25 protein-coding genes are annotated in these 26,804 nt (G+C 68.8%); 15 read left to right on the top strand and 10 right to left on the bottom strand.

Going from position 1 to position 26,804, the window contains the following annotated elements:
- Positions 1 to 113: 113 nt before the first annotated feature.
- The 3 genes from AC3IFE_RS23540 to AC3IFE_RS23530 are packed head-to-tail and all read left to right on the top strand — an operon-like array spanning position 114 to position 3,159.
- Complete coding sequence (locus AC3IFE_RS23540) at positions 114 to 1,388, top strand: NupC/NupG family nucleoside CNT transporter (protein WP_011545785.1); 1,275 nt, start codon at positions 114 to 116, stop codon at positions 1,386 to 1,388.
- A gap of 39 nt (positions 1,389 to 1,427) precedes the next feature.
- The gene (gene deoA, locus AC3IFE_RS23535; protein ID WP_489192314.1) at positions 1,428 to 2,744 is read left to right on the top strand and encodes a thymidine phosphorylase; all 1,317 of its coding nucleotides are present in this window, start codon (positions 1,428 to 1,430) and stop codon (positions 2,742 to 2,744) included.
- Positions 2,745 to 2,769: 25 nt separating this feature from the next.
- Positions 2,770 to 3,159, top strand: coding sequence for a cytidine deaminase (locus tag AC3IFE_RS23530; protein WP_489192312.1), 390 nt, complete (start codon positions 2,770 to 2,772; stop codon positions 3,157 to 3,159).
- Between the two features lie 33 nt (positions 3,160 to 3,192).
- Here the strand turns inward: AC3IFE_RS23530 and AC3IFE_RS23525 are convergent, their stop codons facing one another.
- From AC3IFE_RS23525 to AC3IFE_RS23500, 6 genes are all read right to left on the bottom strand, one after another.
- Positions 3,193 to 4,308, bottom strand: a complete 1,116-nt coding sequence (locus tag AC3IFE_RS23525) for an aromatic ring-hydroxylating oxygenase subunit alpha (protein WP_089470998.1) — start codon at positions 4,306 to 4,308, stop codon at positions 3,193 to 3,195.
- Positions 4,309 to 4,564: 256 nt separating this feature from the next.
- Complete coding sequence (gene msrA / locus AC3IFE_RS23520; protein ID WP_489192310.1) at positions 4,565 to 5,308, bottom strand: peptide-methionine (S)-S-oxide reductase MsrA; 744 nt, start codon at positions 5,306 to 5,308, stop codon at positions 4,565 to 4,567.
- A gap of 60 nt (positions 5,309 to 5,368) precedes the next feature.
- Positions 5,369 to 7,213, bottom strand: a complete 1,845-nt coding sequence (locus AC3IFE_RS23515; RefSeq protein WP_489192308.1) for a cytochrome c biogenesis protein DipZ — start codon at positions 7,211 to 7,213, stop codon at positions 5,369 to 5,371.
- Between the two features lie 35 nt (positions 7,214 to 7,248).
- Positions 7,249 to 7,779 (bottom strand): peptide-methionine (R)-S-oxide reductase MsrB, encoded by a 531-nt coding sequence (gene msrB, locus AC3IFE_RS23510; RefSeq protein WP_489192306.1) that lies wholly within the window; start codon positions 7,777 to 7,779, stop codon positions 7,249 to 7,251.
- 370 nt (positions 7,780 to 8,149) lie between these two features.
- Positions 8,150 to 9,073 (bottom strand): amidohydrolase family protein, encoded by a 924-nt coding sequence (locus AC3IFE_RS23505; protein ID WP_489192304.1) that lies wholly within the window; start codon positions 9,071 to 9,073, stop codon positions 8,150 to 8,152.
- 67 nt (positions 9,074 to 9,140) lie between these two features.
- Complete coding sequence (locus AC3IFE_RS23500; RefSeq protein ID WP_489192338.1) at positions 9,141 to 10,439, bottom strand: MFS transporter; 1,299 nt, start codon at positions 10,437 to 10,439, stop codon at positions 9,141 to 9,143.
- A 137-nt stretch (positions 10,440 to 10,576) separates the two neighbouring features.
- Between AC3IFE_RS23500 and AC3IFE_RS23495 the strand changes: the two genes are divergently transcribed.
- Positions 10,577 to 11,518, top strand: a complete 942-nt coding sequence (locus tag AC3IFE_RS23495) for a LysR family transcriptional regulator (RefSeq protein WP_089471003.1) — start codon at positions 10,577 to 10,579, stop codon at positions 11,516 to 11,518.
- Between the two features lie 259 nt (positions 11,519 to 11,777).
- On the opposite strand, the gene AC3IFE_RS23490 is transcribed toward AC3IFE_RS23495, so the two are convergent.
- Positions 11,778 to 12,692: a helix-turn-helix domain-containing protein gene (locus AC3IFE_RS23490; RefSeq protein WP_006754637.1), complete on the bottom strand. Its 915-nt coding sequence runs from the start codon at positions 12,690 to 12,692 to the stop codon at positions 11,778 to 11,780.
- A gap of 332 nt (positions 12,693 to 13,024) precedes the next feature.
- On the opposite strand from AC3IFE_RS23490, the gene AC3IFE_RS23485 reads away from it, so the two are divergent.
- From AC3IFE_RS23485 to AC3IFE_RS23460, 6 genes are all read left to right on the top strand, one after another.
- Positions 13,025 to 14,098: a porin gene (locus AC3IFE_RS23485; protein WP_489192302.1), complete on the top strand. Its 1,074-nt coding sequence runs from the start codon at positions 13,025 to 13,027 to the stop codon at positions 14,096 to 14,098.
- 104 nt (positions 14,099 to 14,202) lie between these two features.
- The gene (locus AC3IFE_RS23480) at positions 14,203 to 14,526 is read left to right on the top strand and encodes a hypothetical protein (protein ID WP_489192300.1); all 324 of its coding nucleotides are present in this window, start codon (positions 14,203 to 14,205) and stop codon (positions 14,524 to 14,526) included.
- A 151-nt stretch (positions 14,527 to 14,677) separates the two neighbouring features.
- Entirely contained in the window at positions 14,678 to 15,925 is a 1,248-nt protein-coding gene (locus AC3IFE_RS23475; RefSeq protein WP_089471007.1) for an MFS transporter, read from the top strand.
- Positions 15,926 to 15,964: 39 nt separating this feature from the next.
- The gene (locus AC3IFE_RS23470) at positions 15,965 to 16,825 is read left to right on the top strand and encodes a dihydroorotate dehydrogenase electron transfer subunit (protein ID WP_489192297.1); all 861 of its coding nucleotides are present in this window, start codon (positions 15,965 to 15,967) and stop codon (positions 16,823 to 16,825) included.
- Positions 16,818 to 17,795, top strand: a complete 978-nt coding sequence (locus tag AC3IFE_RS23465; RefSeq protein WP_489192295.1) for a dihydroorotate dehydrogenase — start codon at positions 16,818 to 16,820, stop codon at positions 17,793 to 17,795. The genes AC3IFE_RS23470 and AC3IFE_RS23465 overlap by 8 nt, the downstream gene beginning before the upstream one ends.
- Positions 17,795 to 19,111, top strand: a complete 1,317-nt coding sequence (locus AC3IFE_RS23460) for a hydantoinase/carbamoylase family amidase (RefSeq protein WP_489192293.1) — start codon at positions 17,795 to 17,797, stop codon at positions 19,109 to 19,111. Before AC3IFE_RS23465 ends, AC3IFE_RS23460 begins: the two co-directional genes overlap by 1 nt.
- 57 nt (positions 19,112 to 19,168) lie before the next feature.
- Here AC3IFE_RS23460 and AC3IFE_RS23455 read toward each other — a convergent pair whose 3' ends face one another.
- Entirely contained in the window at positions 19,169 to 19,729 is a 561-nt protein-coding gene (locus AC3IFE_RS23455; RefSeq protein WP_301740144.1) for an SLOG cluster 4 domain-containing protein, read from the bottom strand.
- A 273-nt stretch (positions 19,730 to 20,002) separates the two neighbouring features.
- Between AC3IFE_RS23455 and AC3IFE_RS23450 the strand changes: the two genes are divergently transcribed.
- Genes AC3IFE_RS23450 through AC3IFE_RS23440 form a run of 3 tightly spaced genes read left to right on the top strand, consistent with a single transcriptional unit; the run spans position 20,003 to position 23,617 of the window.
- Positions 20,003 to 21,229: an aromatic ring-hydroxylating dioxygenase subunit alpha gene (locus AC3IFE_RS23450; protein WP_301740143.1), complete on the top strand. Its 1,227-nt coding sequence runs from the start codon at positions 20,003 to 20,005 to the stop codon at positions 21,227 to 21,229.
- Positions 21,226 to 22,623 (top strand): SLC13 family permease, encoded by a 1,398-nt coding sequence (locus AC3IFE_RS23445; RefSeq protein WP_489192290.1) that lies wholly within the window; start codon positions 21,226 to 21,228, stop codon positions 22,621 to 22,623. Before AC3IFE_RS23450 ends, AC3IFE_RS23445 begins: the two co-directional genes overlap by 4 nt.
- 22 nt (positions 22,624 to 22,645) lie before the next feature.
- Positions 22,646 to 23,617 carry a PDR/VanB family oxidoreductase gene (locus AC3IFE_RS23440; RefSeq protein WP_489192288.1) on the top strand — a complete coding sequence of 324 codons (972 nt, stop codon included), beginning with the start codon at positions 22,646 to 22,648 and terminating at the stop codon, positions 23,615 to 23,617.
- A gap of 232 nt (positions 23,618 to 23,849) precedes the next feature.
- Here AC3IFE_RS23440 and AC3IFE_RS23435 read toward each other — a convergent pair whose 3' ends face one another.
- The gene (locus AC3IFE_RS23435; RefSeq protein ID WP_301740140.1) at positions 23,850 to 24,128 is read right to left on the bottom strand and encodes a hypothetical protein; all 279 of its coding nucleotides are present in this window, start codon (positions 24,126 to 24,128) and stop codon (positions 23,850 to 23,852) included.
- 2 nt (positions 24,129 to 24,130) lie between these two features.
- Positions 24,131 to 24,445, bottom strand: coding sequence for a hypothetical protein (locus AC3IFE_RS23430; RefSeq protein ID WP_489192286.1), 315 nt, complete (start codon positions 24,443 to 24,445; stop codon positions 24,131 to 24,133).
- A 443-nt stretch (positions 24,446 to 24,888) separates the two neighbouring features.
- On the opposite strand from AC3IFE_RS23430, the gene AC3IFE_RS23425 reads away from it, so the two are divergent.
- The gene (locus tag AC3IFE_RS23425) at positions 24,889 to 25,206 is read left to right on the top strand and encodes a co-chaperone GroES (protein WP_006482399.1); all 318 of its coding nucleotides are present in this window, start codon (positions 24,889 to 24,891) and stop codon (positions 25,204 to 25,206) included.
- Positions 25,207 to 25,286: 80 nt separating this feature from the next.
- The coding region (gene groL, locus AC3IFE_RS23420; RefSeq protein ID WP_489192283.1) for a chaperonin GroEL at positions 25,287 to 26,804 on the top strand (1,518 nt) is incomplete at its 3' end.

The raw sequence follows: 26,804 nt of genomic DNA, 5'->3' as shown, positions 1-26,804 counted from the left end.
GGCGACGTTGCCGGCGTGCATATCGAGCGAGTAACATCCACCCACCCCATCACGCGGGTCGCGGGCACGGGCCGCCCGCCGGACAGTTCAAATAGTGAGAAAGGAGCACAAAGGTGGATATTCTGCGCAGTCTCCTCGGTATGCTGTTTCTGTTGCTGGTCGCGTATCTGTTGTCGAACAACCGCCGCGCGGTCAGCGCGCGGACCATGATCGCCGCGCTGCTCACGCAGTTCGCGATCGGCGCGCTGGTGTTGTTCGTGCCGTCCGGCCGCGCGGCGCTCGCCGGGGCCGCGAACGGCGTCAATCGCGTGCTCGACATGGGCAATCACGGCATCGCGTTCGTATTCGGCGGGCTCGTCGACGCGCGCATGTTCCAGTTGTTCGGCGACGGCGGGTTCGTGTTCGGCCTGCGCGTACTGCCGATGATCATCTTCGTCACCGCGCTGATCTCGGTGCTGTACTACATCGGCGTGATGAAGTGGATCGTCGCGATCCTCGGCGCGGGGTTGGCGAAGGTGCTCGGCGTGAGCCGCATCGAGGCGTGCTCGGCCGTCGCGACGATCTTCCTCGGGCAGAGCGAGATGCCCGCGCTCGTGAAGCCGTTCGTGCGCAACATGACGAGCGCCGAGATCTTCACGGTGATGGCGAGCGGGATGGCGTCGGTCGCCGGCTCGGTGCTGGTCGGCTACGCCGGCCTCGGCGTGAAGATGGAGTACCTGCTCGCCGCGTCGTTCATGGCGGTGCCGGGCGGGCTGCTGTTCGGCAAGCTGCTGTTTCCGACCGTCGAGCCGAGCCGCGTGGTGGTCGACGGCCTCGATTTCGACGACAAGCGCGCCGCCAACGTGATCGAGGCGGCCGCATCGGGCGCGTCGGTCGGCCTGCGCATCGCGATCAACGTCGGCGCGATGCTGATCGCGTTCGTCGGGCTCATCGCGCTGATGAACCTGATCGTCGGCGGCGCGGCCGCGTTCGCGGGCTTTCCGCAGGTCACGCTGGTCGGCATCATCGGCCACCTGTTCGCGCCGCTCGCATGGATCATCGGCGTGCCGTGGCACGATGCGACGCTGGCCGGCAACTTCATCGGCGAGAAGCTGATCTTCAACGAATTCGTCGCGTACGGCGACCTGTCGCCGTACCTGAAGGGCGGCGCGCACGCGGCGGCGGCCGGCCTGCAGGTGCTCGACCCGAAGACGCTCGCGATCGTGTCGTTCGCGCTGTGCGGCTTCGCGAACTTCTCGTCGATCGCGATTCTCGCGGGCGGGTTCAGCGCGGTCGCGCCCGAGCGCCGCTCGGACGTCGCGCGGCTCGGCTTGCGCGCGCTGACGGCCGCGACGCTGTCGAACCTGATGAGCGCGGCGATTGCCGGGCTGTTTTTCTCGCTGCATTGAACCGTGCAGCAGACTCCGACCGTTTGACGCGAGGCAACGATGTTTCTACCGCAGGAATTCATTCGCAGGAAGCGCGACGGGCAGCCGCTCGATCGCGACGGGATGGCCGCGTTCGTGCGCGGCGTGACCGACGGCAGCGTGACCGAGGGCCAGGTGGCCGCGTTCGCGATGGCCGTGTATTTCAACGACCTGAGCACGGACGAGCGCGTCGCGCTGACGCTTGCGCAGCGCGATTCCGGCGACGTGCTCGACTGGCGCGCGCTCGATCTCGGCGGGCCGGTGATCGACAAGCATTCGACGGGTGGCGTCGGCGATGTCGTGTCGCTGATGCTCGGGCCGATGGTGGCCGCGTGCGGCGGCTACGTGCCGATGATCTCGGGGCGCGGGCTCGGCCATACCGGCGGCACGCTCGACAAGCTCAGCGCGATTCCCGGTTACGACGTGATGCCCGAGACGGACGCGTTTCGCCGCACGGTGCGCGAGGTGGGCGTCGCGATCATCGGGCAGACCGCGCGGCTCGCACCCGCCGACAAGCGCATCTATGCGATCCGCGACGTGACGGCGACCGTCGAATCGGTCGCGATGATCACCGCGTCGATCCTGTCGAAGAAACTGGCGGCGGGGCTCGACGGGCTCGTGATGGACGTCAAGGTGGGCTCCGGCGCGTTCATGCCGACGGCGGAGAAATCGGCGGAACTGGCGCGCAGCATCGTCGACGTCGGCAACGGCGCCGGCATGAAGACGACCGCGATCCTCACCGACATGAACCAGTCGCTCGCGCCGTGCGCGGGCAATGCGCTCGAAGTGGCGTGCGCGATCGACTACCTGACGGGCAAGTCGCGTCCCGCGCGTCTGCACGACGTGACGATGGCGCTGTCGGCCGAATTGCTCGTGACCGGCGGGCTCGTGCCCGATGTCGCCCACGCACGCGAGAAGCTGCGGCAGGCGCTCGATTCCGGCGCGGCGGCCGAGCGTTTCGCGCGCATGGTCGTCGCGCTCGGCGGCCCGGCCGACCTGATCGACGCGCCTGCACGGCATCTGGCGCGCGCGGCGGTGATCGTGCCGGTTGCGGCGCCGGCGAGCGGCGTGGTGCAGCGGGTCGATTGCCGCGCGCTCGGGCTGGCGGTGGTCGCGCTCGGCGGCGGCCGCACGCGCGCGGAGGATGCGATCGACGTCAGCGTCGGCTTGACGGCGCTCGCCGAGATCGGGCAGCGCATCGAGGCCGGCGAGCCGCTCGGCTTCGTGCACGCCCGCGACGAAGCTGCCGCGGCTCACGCGGCGGACGCGGTGCGCCGCAGCTACGTGCTCGGCGAGACCGGCGAAGCGCCGCCGACCCTTTACCAGCAGATCGGCTGACCCTGCCCCCGGAGGCCTCACCACGATGGAACGAGACGAACTGATCGAACAGGCGAAGGCGGCGCGCGAGCGCGCGTATGCGCCGTATTCGCGCTTCAAGGTCGGCGCGGCGCTGCTGGCGCGCGACGGCGCGGTTTTCCACGGCTGCAACGTCGAGAACGCGTCGTACGGGCTGTGCAATTGCGCGGAACGCACGGCGATGTTCGCGGCGATCGCCGCCGGCTATCGGCCGGCGGATTTCGCGCGGCTCGCGGTCGTCGGCGACACGGACGGTCCGATCGCGCCGTGCGGCGCGTGTCGTCAGGTGATCATCGAGATCGGCACGCCCGACATCGAGGTGATCCTCGCGAACCTGAAAGGGGCCGTCGAGATCACGACGGCCCGCGCCTTGCTGCCGGGCGCGTTCACGCTGTAACGGCGCGCGCCGCGGCGAGCCGCATGCGTCACGTCACGCGCTGTCGCGTGCGTCGCGGATCGGGATCACGGTGCGTGCGCCGCATTGGCGCAGCAGGTCGCGCAGCTCGTTGATGACCGGAAACACTTCGTGGTTCCAGTCGGCGCCCTGGCGATCGTGCGCTTCCTGCTCGCGCTCGACGATCCAGCGATCCTCGCGGAAGATGCGCTCGGTGAACCACACGAGCAGCGGCCACGCGAGATCGAGCGCGAACGGGATGCCGGGCTTGTGGATCGACAGCAGCCCGAACGTGCGGTTGGTGCGCTGCTCGGCGTCGAGCGGCACGTACACGATCCACAGATCCATCACGAGCGTGCCTTCGCTCGAGCGGATCTGCAGCGTCTGGTACGGGTAGCCGGTGCGCACCGTCATCACGCTCTTGTCGGACTGGTCGGCCGGCTTCTTGCTCGCGCCGAACACGAGCGCCTCGCCGACCGGCTGCTTGCCTTCCATCCGCGCGAACGTGTAGTCGACCTCGACCCAGTCGTCGCCGCGGCGGCGGCCCACGGAGCGCGCGCGCATCTGCCCCATCTGCTTGCGATGCAGGAACTGATGGTTCATGTCCATCAGGTTCTCGTGCATGAACGAGTAGTGGCACTTGACCTCGCGGCCGAAGCGGCGCGTCTTGTACGCGGGGTTGTCCGCCGATTCGAGCGCGGGGAACGGCCGTTCGTCGGCGAGCGTGGCATCGCCCGGAAACACGAAGATCAGCCCGTGCGCCTCGCGGCACGGATACGCGCGCACGCCGTTGGGCAGGCGCTCGCGGCCGAGGTAGGGCACGTCGACGCAGCGGCCGCTGTCGCACGCGTAGGTCCAGCCGTGGTAGCAGCAGCGCAGCGTTTCGCCGCTCACGACGCCCGCGTGCAGCGGCACCTGGCGGTGCGCGCAACGATCCTCGAGCGCATACACGGCGCCCGATTCGGTACGCACGAGCACGATCGGATCGCCGGCGAAGCGCACGCCGAGCGTCTTGCCGCGCTTGAGTTCGCGCGACCACGCGAGCGGGTACCAGTGATCCGGGTGAATGGGCACGCGGCGCAGGTCGCGGACGGCCGCGCCGGTGGACGGTTCTTCGAGGGTGTTGCTGTCAGGCAAAGGCACTGCGCGCATGCGTGACGCCTCCTGGCTGGACTGAATGTCGAGCGCCGCAAGAAGCGGCGGGAATCAGGAGAGTCTACGCGAAGTTGCCGGTCGCGGCGGAGGCGATGCGGGTTTGCCCCGGCATCGCATCCGCCGGTTCGTTGATCCGGCGCAAACGGAACGCCGCTGGGGCGTGGTGTCTGCGGCTCTGCTGGGCGGTGGGCGGCAGCCCCGTCATGCAGCGAGCAGACGGTCGCAAGCGGCTCACGAGCGGCTCATGAGCGGCTCACGAGCGGGCTTCGCGCCACAGCACCGGGTCCGCACGGTACAGCGTCGGGAAGCGCTGTTTCAGCCCGGCGACCTTCGGCAGGTCGTTGAACGCGATATACGGCGCGTCGGGGTGCAGTTCGAGGTAATTCTGATGATAGGCCTCGGCCGGATAGAAGCCCTGGTAGGCTTCGACGCGCGTGACCACGGGCGCCGGAAACACATGCGCGCCGCCGAGCTGCGCGATGTACGCGGTCGCGACCGCGCGTTGCTGCGCGGTGGTCGGGAAGATCGCGGAGCGGTACTGCGAGCCTTCGTCGGGGCCCTGCCGGTTCAGTTCGGTCGGGTCGTGCGCGACCGAGAAGAACACCTGCAGCAGCCGGCCGTACGTGACCTGGGTCGGATCGTAGACGATGCGCACCGATTCCGCGTGCCCCGTCAGCCCCGAGCCGACGAGCGCATAGTGCGCGGTTTCGGACGCGCCGCCCGCGTAGCCTGCGGTCACCTGCTTCACGCCCTTCACGTGCTCGAACACGCCCTGCACGCCCCAGAAGCAGCCGCCGGCGAGCACGGCCGTCTCGTCGTGCGATGCGCCGGGCGTTTCGTCGAGCGTCGGCGCGGGCACGGTACGCATCGGCTCGGCGGAATGGACGATGCGCTGGTAGCCGAACACGGCGGCCGCCGCGACGGCGATCGCGCCGATGCGGCGCAGCACGGCGGCGCGCCGACGGGCGGCGGCATCGCGGGTAGGGATCGGATTCATGTTTTGCTCCTTCGGAATGCGTGGGGAAAAGCGGCGCCCGGATGGCGGCGGCGCGCGCGATCAGCCGAAAGTGAATGCGTACGCATCGACACCCGGATCGAGGAACTCGATCGCGAACGTGCGATCGGCGATCGCACCGGGCTGGCGGACGAGCTGGTACAGGCGCTGGCCGGTGACGGTGCCGTAGCCCTGCGCGTCCACGTCGGCGCCATGCGCGACGCCGGGCGCCGCGCCGTCGAGCGTCACGCGAAAGCGCACGGGCCGCCCGCCCGCGCCGGGGCCGAGCACGAGGTGCAGGTCGCGTGCATGGAAGCGGTAGACGATCCGGCCATCCGGGGCGGCGAGCGCCGCGCGCTCGGCGCCGACGTTCCACGTGCCGGCAAGGCCCCAGTCGTTGAGGTCCGGGCGGGCCGGCGCGTCGTAGCGGTGCGCGGCATCGCGCACGACGCCGCCCGCAGACGCAAAGCTTTCCGCGCGTGCATAGCCGACATACGTTTCGGGCGAACGGACGTCCGCGCTGTCGGCCGCCGCGAGCGCACCCTTCGCGGGCGCGCCGGCGAGCCCGAGCGGCACGTTCAGCGCGTCCGGATGGCCGGCTTCGGCGAGCAGCGACTGGATCGCGCGTTCCGACTGCGCGTATTCGCCTTCGCCGAAGTGGTGATGGCGGATCCGCCCTTGCGCGTCGATGAAGTAGTGCGCGGGCCAGTATTCGTTGTTGAACGCGCGCCAGATCGAATAGCCGTTGTCGATCGCGACCGGGTAGTCGATGCCGAGGTCGTGCACGGCCTTCTTCACGTTGCCGATATCGCGCTCGAACGCGAACTCCGGTGCGTGCACGCCGATCACGACGAGCCCGTACGGCGCGTACTTGCGTGCCCAGGCAGTCGTGTACGGCAGCGTGCGCAGGCAGTTGATGCACGAATACGTCCAGAAATCGACCAGCACGACCTTGCCGCGCAGCCCGGCCGCCGTCAGCGGCGGCGAGTTCAGCCACTGCACCGCGCCGTCGAGCGACGGCAGCGTGCCTTCGACCGGCAGCGCGGCCGCGGTGGCGTCGGCCACGCGCATCATCGCGCCGCCGCTGGCCTGGGCGCCATCGGCTGCGGCGGCCATCATCGCGCCGCCCGGCGCGTTGTCGGTGGCGCCGGTCGCGGCCGGGGCCGCCGGCGCACCGTTCGAGCGTCCGCCGAGACGGTCGACGAGCTTGGTTTCGAGCCCGCCCGTGGTGACCGTCGACAGTTGCGCGAGGGCGCCCGTATCGAGGCCGAGCGCGATCGCGCCGACACCGGCCAGGAGCGCCGCGCCGATCCCGCGGCGAATCCATTCGCCGGCGCCGAGCGAGCGCTTCATCGCGGCGAACACCTTGCCGCCGATCACGAGCGCGACGCCGAGCGACGTCGCCGCGCCGGCCGCATACGCGACGAGCAGCAGCGTCGTGCCGACGCTCGCGCCACGCAGTGCGGCGCCGGTCAGCACGAGACCGAGGATCGGGCCCGCGCACGGCGCCCACAGCAGGCCCGTCGCGACGCCGAGCAGCAGCGACGACGCCGGGCCGGCCGGACGGCCGTCGCGTTGCGCGAGCCCGGTGAGCCGGTTGCCGGCGGCGACGAGCGGGCGCGTCAGGTGTTCCGCGAAGCGCGGCATCAGCAGCGTCAGGCCGAACACGGCGAGCAGCACGATCGCGATCCAGCGGCCGGCCTGGTTGGCCTGCGCGACCCAGCCGCCGCCGACGGCGGCGAGCGTCGCGACGACGGCGAACGTGAGCGCCATGCCCGCGAGCAGCGGCAGGCCGGTGCGCACGAACGGCTGGTCGGCGCGCGCGAACACGAACGGCAGCACGGGCAGGATGCACGGGCTCAGGATCGTGAGCACGCCGCCGAGATAGGCAAGGACGATGAGCAGCATGATGCGTTCTCCAGTCGAATGGGCGTGGGGCCGGATCAGGCGGCGGCTGGGTGGAACGCGAGCGCGAGGCCGTTCATGCAGTAGCGCAGGCCGGTCGGCGCGGGGCCGTCGTCGAACACGTGGCCGAGATGGCCGCCGCAGCGGCGGCAGTGCACTTCGGTGCGGACCATCCCGAACGACGCGTCGGCGTCGGTGCCGACCGCGTGGTCGAGCGGTTTCCAGAAGCTCGGCCAGCCCGTATGGCTGTCGAACTTGGTGGCCGACGAGAACAGCGCGAGGTCGCAGCCGGCGCACGCGAACGTGCCGTGCCGGTGCTCGTCGTTCAGCGGGCTGCTGAACGGCCGCTCGGTGCCGGCTTCGCGCAGGACCGTGTATTGGGCGGGCGTGAGCCGGCGATGCCATTCGGCGTCGCTGAGCGTGATCTCGAACGGGGCGCCCTTCGGCGAGCCGGCCGGCGGCGTGGCGAAGGCGCGGGCGACCAGCGCGCGGCGGCCGGCGGACGACAGCGCCGCGAGCGCGGCGAGGCCGGTGGCGCCGGCGAACAGCAGATGTCTGCGGGTGGGCATGACGGACTCCTGGAAGCAGGTGCTGAAAACATGCGCCCATCGTAGGCGGCGGCCGGTGTCGAAGTCCTCACGGAAAGTTAAATGAATCGTGATGATTGGAATGTTCCGTCGCCGTGCTATGAAATGCCCCTAGCCCACAAAACTGTCCCATTTGTGCACTGCGGGTATCGGCGCGTTCACGTGGTCCCGCGACGGGAAGGCTGGCGAGACAATGCAAGCGCGTCGACAGGTTGTATCGTGCGGAGGGCCTGTCACTGCGGCACAGGCGGCGGCGACGTAACAAAGCGGCCCGGCTGCGACAGCCAGGCACATCGTGACCGCAATCAACGAAATCTGGAGCGAGCCGCGGACAATCGCCCGCCGTACAGGGTCAGTAGCGGAACAGCTCGCGTGCTGAATCGACCAGGATGGTGCGCCGCTGTGCCTCGTCGGGCACCCATTGCCGCAACGCGTGCGCCGTCGACGCGTAGTCGACGAGGTGACGATGCTCCGTATGCGGCCAGTCGCTGCCCCAGACCAGACGCTGGGGGCTAAACGCCTCCAGCAGCTGGGCGGCCAGCATCGTGCCCAATGCCATACCGTCGCCGCCCACCCCACCCGCATCGGCATTCGCGTTCGCATCGACGCTCCGATAGGCCGCCGACAGCTTGACCCAGATGCGGCCGCTGTCGGCGCGTCGGAGAAGCGCGCGAAAGCCCGGATCACGCAGGCCGGCCGCCGGATCGGGCCGCCCGAAATGATCCACCACCACGGTACAGCGTTGCGCCAGCAACGCGTCAAGCAGCACCGGCAGGTCGGCCGCGTCGCGATGGATCTCGACATGCCAGCCCAGCGCGTTCAGGCGCGCAAGAAAACGCGGCCAGGGGCCCTGGTTCAGGTTGGGCAGCGGCAGCCCGATCAGGTTCAGACGCGCGCCGACGATGCCGCTGGCGGCGAGCACGGCCAGCTGCGCCTCGTCGATCTCCGGCTCGACCACGGCCACGCCGCGAAAGCGCTGCGGATAACGACGCGCGACAGCGGCCAGCCAGCCGTTGTCGGTACCGAGGAAGCTCGGCTGCACCAGTACGCCTTGAGAGAACCCATGCGTCGACAGATGCGCGACATACGCATCGAGCGTGGCGTCGTAGTCAGGCGCGTGGCGTCGGTGTGCGGCCAGCGGCAGGCCGCGCACGAACAGGTGGGCATGGCTGTCGATGCCGGCGGGCGCTGGCGCCGCGGCCGCGAGCCATGCCGCGCCGCCGGGGCTCAGGCCCGACTCGGCCTGCATCGCGCAATCGTCAGGCGTGGTGCTCATGGTGGAGAGAGACGAAGACATCAAGGAAAAGGAAACCGGCAGCGCATTTCAACTTCAAGCAAGGGCTTCAACCTCGCGATCCGCTCGGCGCGCGGCCGTCGTCGTCCCGGGCCGGTTCGCCGACGGCGAGCGGCGCCGCGATCCGGCGGCCGCGCGTCTCGGGCAGCATCAGCGCGGCGATCACCACCAGCCCGTAAGCGATGCCGGCATCGATGCCGAGCGCCGTGCCCAGCGACATCGAGCTGCTCATATGGCCGATCAGCACCGGGAAGCCGGCCGACACGATGCGTCCGAAGTTGTAGCAGAAGCCCACCCCGGTGCCGCGCACCCCCTGCGGATAGAGCTCGTTGAACAGCGCGCCGAGTGTGGCCGGGATGCCGGCCGAGACCAGGCCGAGCGGGAAGCTAAGGACCAGCATGGTGGTGTCGCCGATCGGCAGGAAGGTATAGAGGTTGACCATTACCGCGCAGCCGATGGCGAACACGATCACGTTCAAGCGCCGGCCGATGCGATCCTGCAGCCAGGCACTGACAAAGCAACCGACGATGAAGGCGACGATCACCACGGCCAGATAGCCGCCGGTGCCGAGCACCGATAGGTGGCGCTCGGTCTTCAGGTAGGTGGGCAACCACGTGTTGATCGCGTAGTAGCCGCCGTGTGCGCCTAGTCCGATCAGGCCGCCGACCGCCGTGGTGCGTAGCACCGAAGGCGCGAAGATGCCGGCCGCCGTCGCCAGCGCGCCAGGGCGTTCGCCGTTCGCGTCGACCGGCAGCGGCTCGCGCGGCGGCTCGACCACGTTGCGGCGCAGGTAGAGCACCAGCAGTGCCGGCAGCAGGCCGACCGCGAACAGCAGCCGCCAGGCCCAATCTTGCGACACCAGCGAGAAGATCGCCGTGTAGATCAGCACCGCGCCGCCCCACCCGAAGCCCCAGGCGCTCTGCACGATGCCCATCGCCTTGCCGCGATGCTTCGCGCTGACGATCTCGCTGAGCAGCACCGCCCCGGCCGTCCATTCGCCGCCAAAGCCGATGCCCTGCAGCGCCTTCAGCGCCAGCAACTGGTCGAAGTTCTGCGCGAAGGCGCTCAGGAATGTGAACAGCGAGAACCAGATCACGGTGATCTGCAGCGCGCGCACGCGACCGATGCGATCCGACAGTACACCGGCCAGCAGCCCGCCGAGGGCGCCCGCCACCAGCGTGGCGCCGCCGATCAGGCCGGCCTGCGCCTTGGAGATGCCCCATACCGTCAGCAGCGTCGGGATCACGAGCGAGAATATTTGCGTGTCGGCGGCGTCGATCGCCCAGCCTGCAAAGCAGCCCCATAGGGTTCGTTTCTCGATGGGGGTAATGTCCCGGTACCAGCGCATGATCGTCTCCCTTTGCGCGCAGCTTGGCTGCGGCGCGCCGGCTGATGCGCCGGCGGCGATTGATTGATACATGCATTCTGGCGGGATGAGGCTGGCTCGCATACTATGGAAACGTTGATCTTTCATTGCATTGCGTTATGGAATCCGCCCGTATCCTCAAATACTTCGTGGCCGTAGCCGACGCCGGCAGCGTGACTGGTGCGGCCGACCTGCTCGGCTTGGCGCAACCGGCGCTAAGCCAGGCCATCACGCGGCTCGAGCGCGAACTCGGCGTCAAGCTGTTCTCGCGCACGCGGCGCGGGGCGGCGCTAACCGCAGCCGGCGAGGCGATCATCGACGACATCCGCCTAAGCGTGGCGCGCATTGAGGCCGCCGAGACGCGCGCGCGCGATATCGGCGCGCAGCGCGGCGGGCGGTTCACGATCGGCTTCGTCTCGGCGGCGCTGTTTGAAGTGCTGCCGCGCGCGATCGCGGCGCTACGCGCCGAAGTACCGAACGTGGAGCTGGCGCTGCGCGAGATGAGCAATGCCGAGCAGGCCGCCGCGCTGGAGTCGGGCGAGATCGACATCGGCCTGCTGCATACGCCGGTGGTGGTACGCGGGCGCATGCACGAGAAGCTGATCGCGCGCGAGCGGCTGCACGCGGTGGTGCACGACACGCATGTGCTCGACGCCGACGGCCGGCTCGCGCTGGCCGACCTGGCACGCATCGGTCTGGTGTGGTTCCCACAGGGGCAATTGCCGGTGGTGCGCGCCGGTATCCTCAGCGCGTTCCGCAAGGCCGGCTGCGAGGCCAACATCGTGCAGGACGCGAACCGCTCGCTGACGGTGCTCGCCTGCGTCGCGGCCGGCTGTGGCGCCTCCTTGCTGCCGGCTTCGGTGCAGGCCCTGCACTTCTCGGGCGTGCGCGTCTGCGAGGTGCGCGACGGAGATGCGCTGCCCTTCTTCGAACTGAGTGCGGTCTGGCCCAATCGCTCGCGACCGACGCTGGCCGATCGGTTCGCGGCGGTACTCGATCGCGTTGCCGAAAAGGCGGACGCGGGCGGCAAGGCGCAGCGTGCGCGGCGTCGTGCACGCTGATGTCGATGTCACGCAGGTCGACCGGCCTCGGCTGTGAGTTTGGGCGTTTGATCGGACGTGCCAGCGGGCATCGCTGTAGATCTCCATGATCTATGTAACCGCGCAATAGCGGCGCACCCGTCCCCCCGAAAACAGCGCGAGCGTTGAGAAGTCGGTCATGGGCCTTCTTCCTGGCTGGTTCGGCGCAAAAGGAAGAGCAGCGCAGGAACGCGCGCGATGCGGGCCGACCGCGATCGCGCGTGGTCGATGCGACGCCGCGCTACGCCCGGTCGAGCAGGTCGACGAGCAGCCTGGCCCCGTCGGCCCCCTTCGTGGAATCGGCCCACAGCCGGTCGATCATCTTCCGGTACATCGCGACGGCATCCGCCGACGTGGTGATCGTCGCGATCCCGGTACGAATGTTCGGCAGCTCGCCGAGCCGGAACGGCGACACCGCGATATGCGCGCTGTCGTCGTCCTCGAAGATCTGGAAGGTCTCGTTCGGCAGATTGTCGCTGACGATACCGATACGCACGCCTTTCGCATCGTCCTCGAGCATCCCGACGATGCGCATCACTTCGCGGCGCGCGGCGAGTTTGCGCTCGAGCTGCACGCCCGGCGGCAGCCCGAGGCGGCCGACCAGCCCGTGGTGCAGGAACTGCTCGATCTGGCGCAGCCCGATCAGGCTCGTCACGTTCAGCGGTGCGCGCCGGAACGCGGCTTTCCGGTCCGCGAGGATCGCCATCACTTTCGACAGCGTCTGCCGCCACGCGGCATCGGTCAGCGACGGCGGGATGCTTTCCTCGAGCATCTGGCGCAGCCAGCCTTCGTAATCGTCGGACGTCAGCAGGAACGAGAACGGATCGAAGTGCGCGAAGATCCGCTGCGAGCGGCTCTCGATCTGCCGCATGCGCTCGAAATAACTGATCGCCGAATCGTGATACTCGACCTCGACGCCCATCAGGTTCGCGAGCGACACGCCGAACAGCGCGGCGAGCCGCTCGAGCGTATCGATCTTCACAATCTCGCCACGTTCGAGCTTGTAGACCGCCGCGCGCGAGATGTTCAGGCGCTCGGCGACGTCCTCGCTGCGCAACTCGGCAGCCATCCGGTACGCGCGCAAGCGCTCGCCAATGCTGTCGAAGTCGAAGCGCGCGCCGCGCAGACGCGTTTTTCGGGAACCGGCGGTGGACATGAAGTACCTCTAGGTGACGGGTGAAAAATCGACAGACACCGGTTTGCGCGACCGCGCCGCGCCGTCATCCTGCCCGGGGGGCATCGCGAAGATCGATGTTTGTCTATTTTTTTGTATCGGGTATTTTAACGTAGCCGACAACGGATGGTCGCACGCCCGTGGCTTGCGCTCGTCTTGTGCGCGGTCACGGCCAGCGACCGGATCGTGTCCGTGCGCGTGCACGTCGTCTAAATATTTGGACGAACGGCGCGCGCGGACGCCGTCGGCGATAGAGGCATCGCACCTTCCAGAGATTCCCACGTGCCGGCCCATTGCGCCGGGAGGAGAAAAGCATGACGTTGCGCACCCCGTGCGCCCGATTTCGGGCAGGATTCCTGATGGCCGGCGCGGCAGGCGCCATGGGCATCGCGCCGCTCGCGCACGCGCAGTCGAGCGTGACGCTGTACGGCGTCGCCGACGCTTTCGTCGGTTCGGTGAAGCAACCCGGCGGGCGCACGGCGTTCGTGCAGTCGGGCGGCGGGATGACGACGTCGTTCTGGGGGCTCGGCGGCAGCGAGGATCTCGGCAACGGCAACAAGGCGTTCTTCGTGCTCGAAAGCTACTTTCAACCGCAAAGCGGCGCGTACGGCCGCTACGCCGGGGACAGCCTGTTTTCGCGCAATGCGTACGCGGGATTGCAGACGCGGTTCGGCCAGCTTCGTCTTGGCCGGATCACGACGCCGCTGTATCTCGCGACGATCCAGTTCAACCCGCTGTTCAATTCGTACACGTTCTCGCCGATGATCTTCCACACGTTCAAGGGCGTGGGCGCCGAGGGCGTGGTCGGCGATTCGGCTTGGAACAACGCGCTCGCCTATACGAGCCCGACGTTCGGCGGATTCAATGCGGGGCTGCTGTATGCACTCGGCAATACGGCCGGCCGGAACGGCGCGAAGAAATGGAGCGTCAACGCGAACTACGCGCGCGGCGCGTTCGCGGCCGCCGTGGTCTTCCAGTACGTGAACTTCAGCGCGACGCCCGGCGATCTCGGCGGCGCGCTCGCCGCGGCGCCGGGCCTGTCGAGCCAGCGCACGGTGCAGGTCGGCGCGTGGTACGACTGGCGTGTCGTGAAGCTGTTCGCGCAGTACATGAACGTCGCGAACCGCGCGCAGCGCGGCAACTTCCACGGCGATACGCTGCAGGCCGGCGTCAGCGTGCCGATCGGCGTGGGTTCGCTGCTGGCGAGCTACGCATATACGCATTCGAGCGGGGCGCTCGCCGACGGCGCGCATCGCAACACCGGCGCGCTCGGCTACGACTATCTGCTGTCGAAGCGCACCGACCTCTATTCGGCGATCAGGGTCGATCACGTCGGCGGGCTGTCGACCGGCATCACGTACGGCGCGGGCCTGCGCACGCGTTTCTGACGCAGGCGTCGCGATGCGAGGCTTCGCGGTTTACCCCGATACATCGGACGCTTGCATTCCGTTTTTGATGCGGGTAGTCTAAATATTTAGACGAGGAGGAAAGCATGAACCTTATGGACGCCACGCAGTGGCTGGCACAGGACGTCGTCGGCTTTTCCGACATTCACCGGTTCGCGACGCGCTGCCGGGACGCGGCGGCGCCGCACGGGCGGGAATCGGCGGCGCTGGTGCTGCTCGCACAGGCGGCCGCGACGTTCGCCGAACGGCAGGAGGGCGTGGCGGTCTGCACGGAGACGGTGCAGGCGTTTCTCGCCGAGCTGCGCGAGCACGCGCGGCGGCTGAGCGATGCGAGCCGCGGCTCGGACGACGCGCTGCTCGCGGCGCTCAACGGCGTCGCCGCGCGGGTGTCGAAGGAACTGGTCGTCTGATGCGCGGCGCCGGCGCGAATCTGCGCGGGCCACGCCCTTAAGTTGCGCGATGCCGACGATCGGGTTGCGGTCAGTCTGTCCAAAAAAAACGACAAACGACCGCGAGGCGGACCACCGGCATCGATATTCCCTCCTCACGATACGGACAATCATGGAAGCGAACCTTCGACCCTCGGCGGCCGCGCCCGCCGGCGCACCGCCCGAACGGGTGTCGCGCTACGCGTGGAAAGTGCTGGCCGGCTCGGCCATCGGCTATGCGATGGACGGCTTCGACCTGCTGATCCTCGGCTTCATGCTGCCGGCAATTTCGGCATCGCTGCAACTCGGCGCGCAGCAGGCGGGGGCGCTCGTCACGTGGACGCTGGTCGGCGCGGTCGCGGGCGGCGTGATTTTCGGCGCGCTCAGTGATTGCTACGGCCGCGTGCGCGTGCTGACCTGGACGATCCTGCTTTTTGCGGTGTTCACCGGGCTGTGTGCGTTCGCACAGGGCTTCTGGGATCTGCTCGCGTACCGGACCATCGCCGGCATCGGCCTCGGCGGCGAATTCGGCATCGGCATGGCGCTCGCGGCCGAAGCGTGGCCTGCAGCCAAGCGCGCCCGCGTGTCGTCGTACGTGGCGCTCGGCTGGCAGAGCGGCGTGCTCGCGGCGTCGCTGCTGACGCCGCTGCTGCTGCAGAGCGTCGGCTGGCGCGGCATGTTCGCGATCGGCGTGCTGCCCGCGATCGTCGCCTGGGTGCTGCGCAACAAGCTGCACGAGCCGGAAGTGTTCGTCCGGAGCCGGCAGCCGGCGCGCACGGGCGCGCGTTTCCGGCTGCTGTTCGCCGATGCGCGCACGACCCGCACGAGCATCGGCATCGTCGTGCTGTGCGCGGTGCAGAACTTCGGCTACTACGGGATCATGATCTGGATGCCGACGTTCCTGTCGAAGCAGCTCGGCTTCTCGCTGACGAAATCCGGATTGTGGACCGCCGTGACCGTGCTCGGGATGATGGTCGGCGTCTGGCTGTTCGGACACCTGGCCGACCGGATCGGCCGCAAGCCGACGTTCCTGCTGTACCAGCTCGGCGCGGTGGCGATGGTGTTCGCGTATTCGCGGCTGACGGACCCGGCCACGATGCTGTGGGCCGGCGCGCTGATGGGGATGTTCGTGAACGGGATGGTCGGCGGCTACGGCACGCTGATGTCCGAAGCGTACCCGACCGCGGTGCGGGCGACCGCGCAGAACGTGCTGTGGAACGTCGGCCGTGCGATCGGCGGCCTCGGGCCGCTCGTCGTCGGCGCGCTCGCCGCGCGCTATTCGTTTCAGATCGCGATCGCGATGCTGGCCGCGCTGTACGTGCTCGACATGATCGTCACGGTCACGCTGATTCCGGAACTGAAGGACCGCGCGCTCGACTGACGCGCGTGCCTCCCGCCCAACCGTAACGAGGAGAGAACGATGGACGTGATCGACGGGGCGCGCGCCTGCGCGCAGCCGTGGGCGGCCACGGTCGCCGCGCATGCGTGCGACGTGGTCGCGCATCGCGCGGTGAACCGGCGCTATCGCTATCTGCGCGTGCGCGCCGACGCGCCGCTCGCGAGCGTCACGCAGGCCGGCCAGTTCTATCAGCTCGTCTGTCCCGTCAGCGATCTGCACCGGCCATTCCTGCCGCGCCCGATGAGCGTGTACGGCGTCGGCCCCGGCGCCAGCGAGATCGAGTTCCTGTACAACGTGACCGGCGAAGGCACGCGTGCGCTCGCGCAGCTCGACGTCGGCGCGCGGCTGTCGATCGTCGGGCCGCTCGGCCGCCCGTTCACGCTCGACGCCGGCGCGCGACGGCTGCTGCTCGTCGCGCGCGGCGTCGGTCTCGCGACGATGGCGCCGCTCGTGCAGCGCGCGGCGGCGGCGGGCATCGCGCTGACGATCGTGATGTCGGCGCGCACGCCGGACGACCTGATGACCGCGGAATTCCTGCGCGGCGCGCCGGCCGACGTGCATGCGGTGTTCGACAGCGACGGCTCGTCGGCGGTCGCGAACGTGGACGCGCTGCTGCGCGCGACAATCGCGCGCGACCGGCCGGACGCGGTCTATACGTGCGGCTCGCAACGGCTGCTCGCGCTGCTGCAGCGCGTGCTCGCCGACCATCCGTCGATGCGCGGCGAGGTCGCGCTCGAGCAGCGGATGGCATGCGGGATGGGCGTCTGCCTGTCGTGCGTGCGGATGTTCGACGACGGCGCGACCCGCGCATTCCGGCGCGTGTGCCGCGAGGGCCCGGTGTTCGCGATTCGCGACGTGGTGACGGAGGTGGAAGTTGGCTGACCTGAGCGTACGCGTGGGCGAGTTGCGCCTGCGCAATCCCGTGATGCCGGCATCCGGCTGTTTCGCGATCGAGTATCGCGATGCGCTCGACCTGACCGGGCTCGGCGCGCTCGTGATCAAGAGCGTGTCGCCCGCCAGCCGCCCGGGCAACCCGACGCCGCGCGTCGCCGATGCGGGTGACGGCATGCTGAATTCGATCGGCATTCCGAGCCGCGGCATCGACGACTATCTCGAACACGTGTTGCCCGCGTACACGGGCCACGGCACGCCGGTCGTCGCGTCGGTGTCCGCCGATACGGCGGACGCGTTCGCGCGCGCGTGCGAGGCACTGTCGCGGCCGGACGTCGCGGCGATCGAGGCGAATATCTCGTGCCCGAATCTCGAGGCGGACGGCATGGCGTTCGGAATGGACGCGGGCATGACCCGGCAGGTCGTCGACGCGATCCGCGCGCGCACCGGGCATCCGTTGTGGGTGAAGCTGACGCCGAACGCGGGCAACATCGCGAAGATCGCGCAAGCGGCGCAGGACGCGGGCGCCGATGCGATCGTGATGGGCAACACGGTGCTCGGCATGTCGATCGACGTGCGCACGCGCCGGCCGTCGCTCGGCAACGTGATGGGCGGCCTGTCCGGGCCGTCGATCAAGCCGATCGCGCTGCGGCTCGTCCACCAGTGCTACCGCGCCGTGTCGATTCCGGTGATCGGCTGCGGCGGCATCCGGAGTGCCGCCGACGCCATCGAGTTCCTGCTCGCCGGCGCAAGCGCGGTGCAGGTGGGCACGGCGTCGTTCCGCGATCCGGGCGTGATGCGCACGATCGTCGACGGGCTCGAGCAGTTTTGCGCGGACGAGGGCATCGGCGCGATCGCGTCGCTGACCGGGCAGGTCAGGCTCGACGCGGAGCTGAGCGAGCGCTGGCGGCGCTTTTGCGCGGCGCCGGCGCGCGCGGGCGGCACGACGGCGGGGGCCTGATGAACGCGCATACCGACACGCCGGACGCGCAGGCGGACATCGAAGCGCATGATGCGGCGGCGCTGCCGCTTGCCGAACTGACGGCGCTCGCCGAGCAGTGGTTCGACGAGATCCGCGTGCTGTCGGCCGACGGCGTGGGCGTCACGCGCGAGAGCTACGGCGACAGCGAAACGGCGGCCGCGCAGCGGCTGGCGGCGCACGCCGAACGCGAGGGCATCGCGGTGCGCGCCGATCGCGCGGCCAACCTGGTCTTCAGCCTGCCCGACGCGGACCCGCATGCGCGTGCGATCTGGGTCGGCTCGCATCTCGACTCGGTGCCGCATGGCGGCAACTACGACGGGCTCGCGGGCATCGTCGCGGGGCTGCTGTGCCTCGTCGCGCAACGGCGCAGCGGCTCGACGTCGCCGCGCCCGTTGAACGTGATCGCGCTGCGCGGCGAAGAAAGCGCCTGGTTCGGCAAGGCCTACATGGGATCGAGCGCGCTGTTCGGCCGGCTGACGCCGGACGATCTCGCGATGAAGCATCGCAGCACCGGCCGGCCGCTGGCCGACTGCATGGCGGCGGCGGGCGTCGACATCGACGCGGTGCGGGCGCGCAAGCCGCTGTTCGACGTGCGGGGCGCGCATGCATATCTGGAGCTCCACATCGAGCAGGGGCCCGTGATGGTCGCGCGCGGGCTGCCGGTCGCGGTCGTGTCCGGCATTCGCGGCAACGTGCGGCACAACTCCATCAGTTGCATCGGCGAGGCCGGCCACTCCGGCGCGGTGCCGCGCGACCTGCGGCACGACGCGATCTTCGCGGTCGCCGAGCTGATCACGCGGCTCGACGAGCACTGGCGCCGGCTGCTCGAACGCAACATCGATCTCGTCGTGACGACCGGCATCGTGTCGACCGATCAGGACGAGCATTCGATTTCGCGGATTCCCGGCCAGGTGCATTTCAGCTTCGAGGCGCGCAGCGAGAGCACGGAGACGCTCGACGTCTTCCATGAGCTGCTGATCGCCGAATGCAATTCGATCGCGCGCGAGCGTGGCGTGCGATTCGATTTCGACCGGCGGCTGGCGAGCGCGCCGGCGCGGATGGATGCCACCCTGCGCGCCGCGCTTGCCGACGCGTGCACGCGGCTCGACGTGCCGTATGCGACGCTGCCGAGCGGCGCGGGCCACGACGCGGCGCTGTTCGCGAACGCGGGCGTGCCAAGCGGGATGCTGTTCGTGCGCAACGATCACGGGTCGCACAACCCGCGCGAGGCGATGTCGATCGATGATTTCATGCTGGGCGTGCGCGTGCTCGCCGACACGATCGCGCGGCTGTGACCGGCGACACGGGAAACGATGGCGGCCGACGCGCCGGGGATCCGGAGGGCGCGCGGTTCACGCCGACGGAACGGGCGCGCCCGCGCCGCCTTGCGCGCGGTTCACCTGCGCGAGCACGAAGGCATAGACGTCATCGAGCGCCGACACGATGCGCGTGCCGGCCGCGACGCCATCGAACGCGCTCGCGGGCCCGGTGCAGATCAACGGTTTCGCGAAGCGCGTCGCGAGGCGGATCTCGTCGAGCGTGCCCTTGCTCCCCGGCAGCGCGACGACGACGTCGCTCGTCAGCACGTTCACGTAGTTGCGGCTCAATGCGTCGTCCGGCGCGTCCGCTTCCTTGCGCGGCAGTGGCGTGACGATAGGCAGGTCGATGAACGGATTCGGATAGCCGGCGATCGGCACGAAGCCGAACAGCGGGTGCGCTTCGCTCGGCACGATGCCGATCGAGCGGCCGCGGCGCCCCGGCGTCGTCGCGTAGGCGCGCGCGACCGACAGCATCACGCCGCGGCCGGCGCCGGTCAGCAGGTCGAACCCTTGCGCGGCGATCCACGTTCCGAGCGGCGTCGCCCACTCCGGCCATTCGTTCGTGCCCGAGCCCATCACGCCAATGATCGCCATCTTGTCCTCCTGGTTGGCCGACGCGCGGCGCGTCGATCTCGGCGATCGCGCGTACCGTTCGTCTTTTTAATTATACACATCGATCGATTTCTGGCGATGCGGCGGCGATGACGGGCTGAAAATTGTGGATTTTCCCGCCTTGCATTTTTCCTTCACTTTATTTAGTCTAAAAAAATAGATTTATCGACGGGCGTATCGGAACTGAGGGTTCGCCGGTACGCGGACGTCTCCGGGGCGATACAGCCCGCTACAACCTGAGAGAGAGGTGTATTCATGCTTGACCACGCCACCAACGAATTGCTGACCCGCGTGGGGCCCGGCACGCCGTGCGGCGAATTGCTGCGTCGCTACTGGCATCCGGTCGGTTATTCGTCGGAGCTGGCCGAAGCCGGCCAGACGAAACGCGTGCGGATTCTCGGCGAGGATCTGGTGCTCGCGCGCACCGGCAACGGCGGCGTGCTGCTCGTGCAGGAGCGTTGTCCGCATCGCGGCGCATCGCTGCTGTACGGCTTCGTCGAGGAAGCCACGATCCGCTGCGCGTATCACGGCTGGCAGTACAACGCGGCCGGCGAATGCGTGGAGCGGCCGTTCGAATCGGCGAAGGCGAGCCGCGTGTGCAAGAAGCTGATCGACAGCTATGCGACGCACGAATGCGGCGGGCTGATCTTCGCCTACATGGGGCCGGCGGAGCAGAAGCCCGCGTTTCCGAACTGGGACATCCTCGTGCGCAACGACGGCGTCCGCCATTTCGAGGTGCAGGACGATCTCGCGTGCAACTGGTTCCAGGTGCAGGAAAACGCGGTCGACGTCACGCACACCTTCTATACGCACTCGAAATACTTCGAGCACCTCGGCATGCGCGACGCGTCCGGGTTCGGCAAGCCGTTCAAGCGGTTCGGCTTCCAGCGCTTCGACTGGGGCATCGTGAAGAGCTGGGAATACGAAGGCGAGGGTCGTGGCTGGGGCAACCTGATGGTGTTCCCGAACATGCTGCGGATCATGACCGAGATGCACTGGCGCGTGCCGGTCGACGATACGACGACGCGGATCGTCTGGGTGTCGTTCACGCCGAACGCGGACGGCGCGCGGCCGCCCGCGGACGAGGCGCCGAAGATCGTCCGGCAGCCGGCGCGCACCGACGCGGCGGGCCGCTACCTGATGAACACGTTCATGAGCCAGGATGCGATGGCGGTGGAGACGCAGGGCCCGATCTTCGATCGTTCGCGCGAGAACCTCGGCGCGTCCGATCGCGGGATCGTGATGTTCCGCCAGATGCTGCAGGAGCAGATCGACGCGGTCGCGCGCGGCGAGCGGCCGGTCGCGAACGTGTACGGCGGCGCGCCGGACGTGACCGACCTGCGCGCATGGATGGGCGGCTATCTGCCGATGAGCTGCGCGCCGGACCCGACGTTCCGCCAGCAGCGCGAATTCGGCGACATCTTCGACGAGTCGCACGTCGAATACGAGATCCCGGCGAACTCGCCGGTGATGCGCGCTTGAGCGGCGGTGCGCTCGGCGGGCCGGGCCGCGGCGCCGGCATGCTGACGGCCGGCCGCGTCACGGCCGCGCTGCTCGCGGCGGGGCTCGCGAGCGTCGCCGCGCTCGGCGCGCGCGGCGCGCTGTCGGCCGGCGACGCACGCATCGTCGCGATCGTGTTCACCTGCATCGTGCTGTGGGCGACGGGCGCGGTCGCGAGCCTGTGGGTGTCGCTGCTGTTTTTCTTCCTCGCGGCGACCTGCACGACGGTGCCCACCGCCGAGATCTTCTCCGGCTTCGGGTCGAGCGCGTTCTGGCTCGTGTTCAGCGGCGCGGCGATCGGCTTCGCGCTGAAGGAGAGCGGCCTGAGCGAACGGATCGGCATCGCGCTCGCGCGCCGGATCGGCGGCTCGTACCTGAAGGCGTTGCTCGCATTCGCGATCCTGAGCTTCCTGCTGTCGCTCGTGATGCCGTCGACGTTCGGGCGGATCGCGATCCTGATTCCGATCGCGATCGGCTACTGCGACGTCGTGAAGCTCGGCGCGCACGCGAACGGGCGGCGCGGCATCCTGCTGCTCGTGATCGTCGGCTCGTACGAGCTGGCGGCCGCGGTGCTGCCCGCGAACCTGCCGAACGTGATCATGGCGGGGATTCTCGAGCAGTCGCACGGGATGCATCTGCGCTTCTCCGAGTATCTGCTGCTGTTCTTTCCGGCCGGCGTGATCGTGCGCGGCGCGGTGCTGGTGCTCGCGTCCTGGTGGCTGTTCGCGGATACGGTGGGCGAAGTCGAGATACCGGCGGTGCGCGGCGCGCTCGGCCGGCGCGAATGGCACGCGATCGTGCTGCTGGCGATCACGCTCGCGTTCTGGTTTACCGACGCCGTGCATCGCATCGCGCCAGGCTGGGTCGGGCTCGGCTTCGCGCTCGTCTACTTCGGCACGTCGCCGCCCGCGCAGCTCGAGCGCTTCACCGCGACGCTGAAGATGGACCTGCTGTGGTTCATCGCGGCGATCATCGGGCTGACCGCGCTCGTCAACCATCTCGACATGCGCGTGCCGGACACGCTCGCGCTCGACGCGCTGCGCGACAGCCCGATGCTCATGTACTTCGCGCTGACCGCGCTGTCGATCGTCGTCTGTTTCGCGGTCACGTCGAATGCGGAACCGGCGCTATACGTGCCGATCGTGTCGCGCCTGCTCGCGCAGGGGCTGCACCTGAAGGCCGGCCTGCTCGCGCAGGTGATGGGCTATGCGACCACGGTCCTGCCGTACCAGTCGCCGCCGATCGTGTTCGGCAACGCGCTCGCGCAGCTGGACCGGCGTGCGGTGCTGCGGTACTGCATCGCGACGGCGCTGCTGGGCGTGGTGTTCGTGATCCCGATCAATGCGTTGTGGTGGCGGCTGATCGGGCTGTTGTGAGTTTTCCTGAATGGTGAATCCAATGATCGAAAACGATCTGCTTGCCGCGCGCGTGATTGCGCGCGAGCGCGTCGCGTGCGACGTGATTTCGCTGCGGCTCGTCAGCGACGCGCCGAGTCGCTGCCTGCCGGCGTTCGAAGCCGGCGCGCATATCGACCTGCATCTGCGCGACGGGCTCACGCGCAAGTATTCGCTGTGCAACGATCCGGTCGAGCACGGCGTGTACGAGATCGCGATCAAGCGCGAGCCGGCGTCGAGCGGTGGCTCCGCGTACGTGCACGATGCGATCCGGGTCGGCGACGTGCTGCGGATCGGCGCGCCGCTGAATTACTTCCCGCTCGCGCCGGACGACAGCCCGGCCGTGCTGCTCGCCGCCGGGATCGGCGTGACGCCGCTGCTCGCGATGGCGCATAGCCTGGTGCGCGCGGGCCGGCCGCTCGCGTTCCACTACTTTGTGCGTTCGGCCGACGCGGCCGCGTACGGGGCGACGCTCGCGTCGCGGCTCGCGGACGTCGCGACGGTGCACACGGGGCTGACGCCCGACGCGACCCGCGACGCGATCGCGACGATCGTCGGCGCGATGGAGCCGCGCTCGCATCTGTATTTCTGCGGACCGGCGCCGTTCATGGCGGCCGTCGACACGATCGCGCGGCCGGCGCTCGGCGATGCGCGGCTTCATCACGAGTATTTTTCCGCGCCGGCCGCGGAGCCCGCCGACGGCGAGGCCGACGCGTTCCGGATCGAGCTCGCGCGCTCGCGGCGCGCGTTGCTCGTGCCGCCGGGGCAGTCGATCACCGATGTGCTGTACGAGCACGGCATCGCGGTCGCCACGTCGTGCGAGGCGGGCGTGTGCGGCGCATGCCGGACGACCGTGCTCGAGGGCACGCCCGATCATCGGGACGCGTTCCTGAGTGCGGCGGAAAAGGCCCGCAACGATTGCATGATGCCGTGCGTGTCGCGATGCCGCGGCGAACGGCTGGTGCTGGATCTCTGAGCCGTCACGGGGGCTGAGCGAGGCCGGGGAAGTGTGTCGGTAGCCACGGATGTGGCGCGTGGGGCGCGCATGCCGGCGCGCCTTCGATCCCGTCCTGCGCGATGAGGCAGGCCGCACGGGGCCCGTATGTCGCCGGCTGGCAGGCTCCGTGTCGGCGGCGCGTTTTCGCGGCCCCTGCGTACGTCGGGCAGACCATGTGCACGTCGGTCGCCGAGTCGGCGACCGAGCCGCGTCATCCCGCCTCGTCCGATAGCGCGCCGGGCGCTTCGCCTTGACCGCCGCGCTTCGCCGTCGCCCCGTGGCTCCCGCGGGAAGCGATATCGGCCCCGAGCGCATGGAGAATCGATCGACCCTTCTTCGTCAGATACGCGCGTCGGCGGCCGGGCGCGCGATGTTCGAGCATGACGAGCTGTCGTTCGAGCAACGCATCGAGTTCGGCGCGATTCATGTCGAGCTGATCCGGTGCCTGGCACACCAGCATCAGCGTCGCGAATTCGTGCGGGCTCAGCATGGCTACCCCCCGTCGCGCACGGCACCGCCGCGCTTAGGCGCGGCCCAGAAAAACGAAATAGGGTGCAGCGCCCACCCACGCGCGGCGACCCGACGGCGCGGCAGCTTCGGTCGGCCGATCGCGGCCGGTTGGGCCGCGCCGCGCAACGCGAACGGCTTGCGGGCAGCACGTACCCGAGCGCCGATCGGCGCCGCGCGGCCCGTACCGTTGCGCGCCATCCGCAGGCCGGCCGGCAGACCCTTGAAGGCGCGGGCGGCGCGTCGTGGTCGGCGGCCGACCTCCGGCAGCCGATCGAAGACAAGGAAAGGATCGTTCATGATTCGCTCCCGATTGGGCCTCGCACGGGGACGAACCGGACCACGCGCTCCAGTTCGTCGATCCACGAGAGGCCTCGTTGACAAACAAATCGAAACACGCAGCGCATAAGCCGCGGCTGCTTGAGCGATACCCAAAATAGGATGGGAAGCGCGGATTTCAAGCACCGCTCCGCGACGGTTCGCATGTCCCGGTGCGGCGGCCGGCGACGCCTTCTTGCCGCGCGTCGCGGGGCGTCGCGAGACAACCGACGATCATCAAAAAGGCGCTTCCTTGGTGAAACATTTTGTTACAAACAGGCTTTTTTCGGCCTCTTGAAGCACGCGTCCTGCGCCACTATTTCGCTTTTCGCCAATCGACGGCACGCCGGCGCATCGCAGCTTTTGCGCGTGCGGGCGCCAGCGGATTCCCTTTTCCAGGTGATCTCATCGCTCAGGAGATGAAAATGCAGATTCGTCCCCTCTACGACCGGGTTATCGTCAAGCGAATCGAACAGCAGCGGACGACGGCCTCCGGCATCGTGATTCCCGATTCGGCCGCCGAACGGCCCGAGCAGGGTGAAGTGATTGCGGTCGGCAGCGGCCGGCTGCTCCAGGACGGCTCGCAGCGTCCGCTGCAGCTCCAGGTCGGCGACCAGGTTCTCTTCGGCAAATATGCAGGCCAGACCGTGAAGGTGAACGGCGAGGAACTGCTCGTGATGCGCGAAGAGGACGTCATGGGCGTACTCGAACCCGAATCGCCGGCCGCCAGGAAAGCGGCCTGAATGCCGATTCGACCGCGTCGCACGGGTGGCTGCCCGATGCGCGCGGCATCCCGTTCAACGACTGTATCCGGAGCAGGAAAATGACTGCAAAAGACGTGAAATTCCGCGACGGCGCGCGCCAGCAGATCGTCAAGGGCGTGAACGTGCTGGCCGACGCGGTGAAGGTGACGCTCGGCCCGAAGGGCCGCAACGTCGTGATCGAACGCGGCTTCGGCGCGCCCGTGATCACGAAGGACGGCGTGTCGGTCGCGAAGGAAATCGAGCTGAAGGACCGCTTCGAGAACATGGGCGCGCAAATCGTCAAGCAGGTCGCGTCCAAAACGGCCGACGTGGCCGGCGACGGGACGACCACCGCCACCGTGCTCGCGCAGGCGATCGTGCAGGAAGGCATGAAGCACGTCGCGGCCGGGATGAACCCGATGGATCTGAAGCGCGGCATCGACAAGGCCGTCGGCGCGGTGCTCGACGAGCTGCGCGCGCTGTCCCGGCCGATTTCGACCCATAAGGAAATCGCGCAGGTCGGTGCGATTTCCGCGAACTCGGACGAAGCGATCGGCAAGATCATCGCCGATGCGATGGAGAAAGTGGGCAAGGACGGCGTGATCACCGTCGAGGACGGCAAGTCGCTGGAGAACGAGCTCGACGTGGTCGAAGGCATGCAGTTCGATCGCGGTTACGTGAGCCCGTATTTCATCAACGATCCGGCGAAGCAAGCGGCCTATCTCGACGATGCGCTGATTCTGCTGCACGACAAGAAGATCTCCAGTGTCCGTGATCTGCTGCCGATTCTCGAAGCGGCGTCCAAGGCCGGCAAGCCGTTGCTGATCGTCGCCGAGGATGTCGAAGGCGAAGCGCTCGCGACACTCGTCGTGAATTCGATGCGCGGCATCCTGAAGGTCGCCGCCGTCAAGGCGCCGGGTTTCGGCGATCGACGCAAGGCCATGCTGGAGGATCTCGCTATCCTGACCGGCGCGACGGTCGTCTCGGAGGAAACCGGCAAGCAGCTCGACAAGGCCGCGCTCGAGGATCTTGGTCGTGCGAAGCGTGTCGAGGTGCGCAAGGACGATACGATCATCATCGACGGCGCGGGCGATGCGGCGCGCATCGACGCGCGCGTGAAGTCGATTCGCGTGCAGATCGACGAAGCGACGAGCGACTACGATCGCGAAAAGCTGCAGGAGCGTGTCGCGAAACTCGCGGGCGGCGTGGCGGTGATCAAGGTCGGCGCGGTCACCGAGGTCGAAATGAAGGAGAAGAAGGATCGTGTCGACGATGCGCTGCACGCCACGCGCGCCGCGGTCGAGGAAGGCATCGTGCCGGGCGGCGGCGTCGCGCTATTGCGTGCGCGCGCGGCGCTGTCGGACATCCGGGGCGCGAATGCGGACCAGGACGCCGGCATCCGGATCGTGCTGCGCGCGCTGGAGGCGCCGCTGCGCGTCATCGCGGCCAATGCGGGCGACGAACCGTCGGTCGTGATCTCGAAGGTGCTCGAAGGCACCGGGAACTTCGGCTACAACGCGGCGACCGGCGAGTACGGCGATCTGGTGGATGCGGGCGTGGTCGACCCGACCAAGGTCACGCGTACCGCGCTGCAGAAC

The sequence above is a fragment of the Burkholderia sp. APQ4-4ca genome (assembly GCF_057837105.1).
The sequence above is the reverse complement of the archived record's forward strand: the minus strand, read 5'-3'. Positions and strand labels throughout refer to the sequence as shown.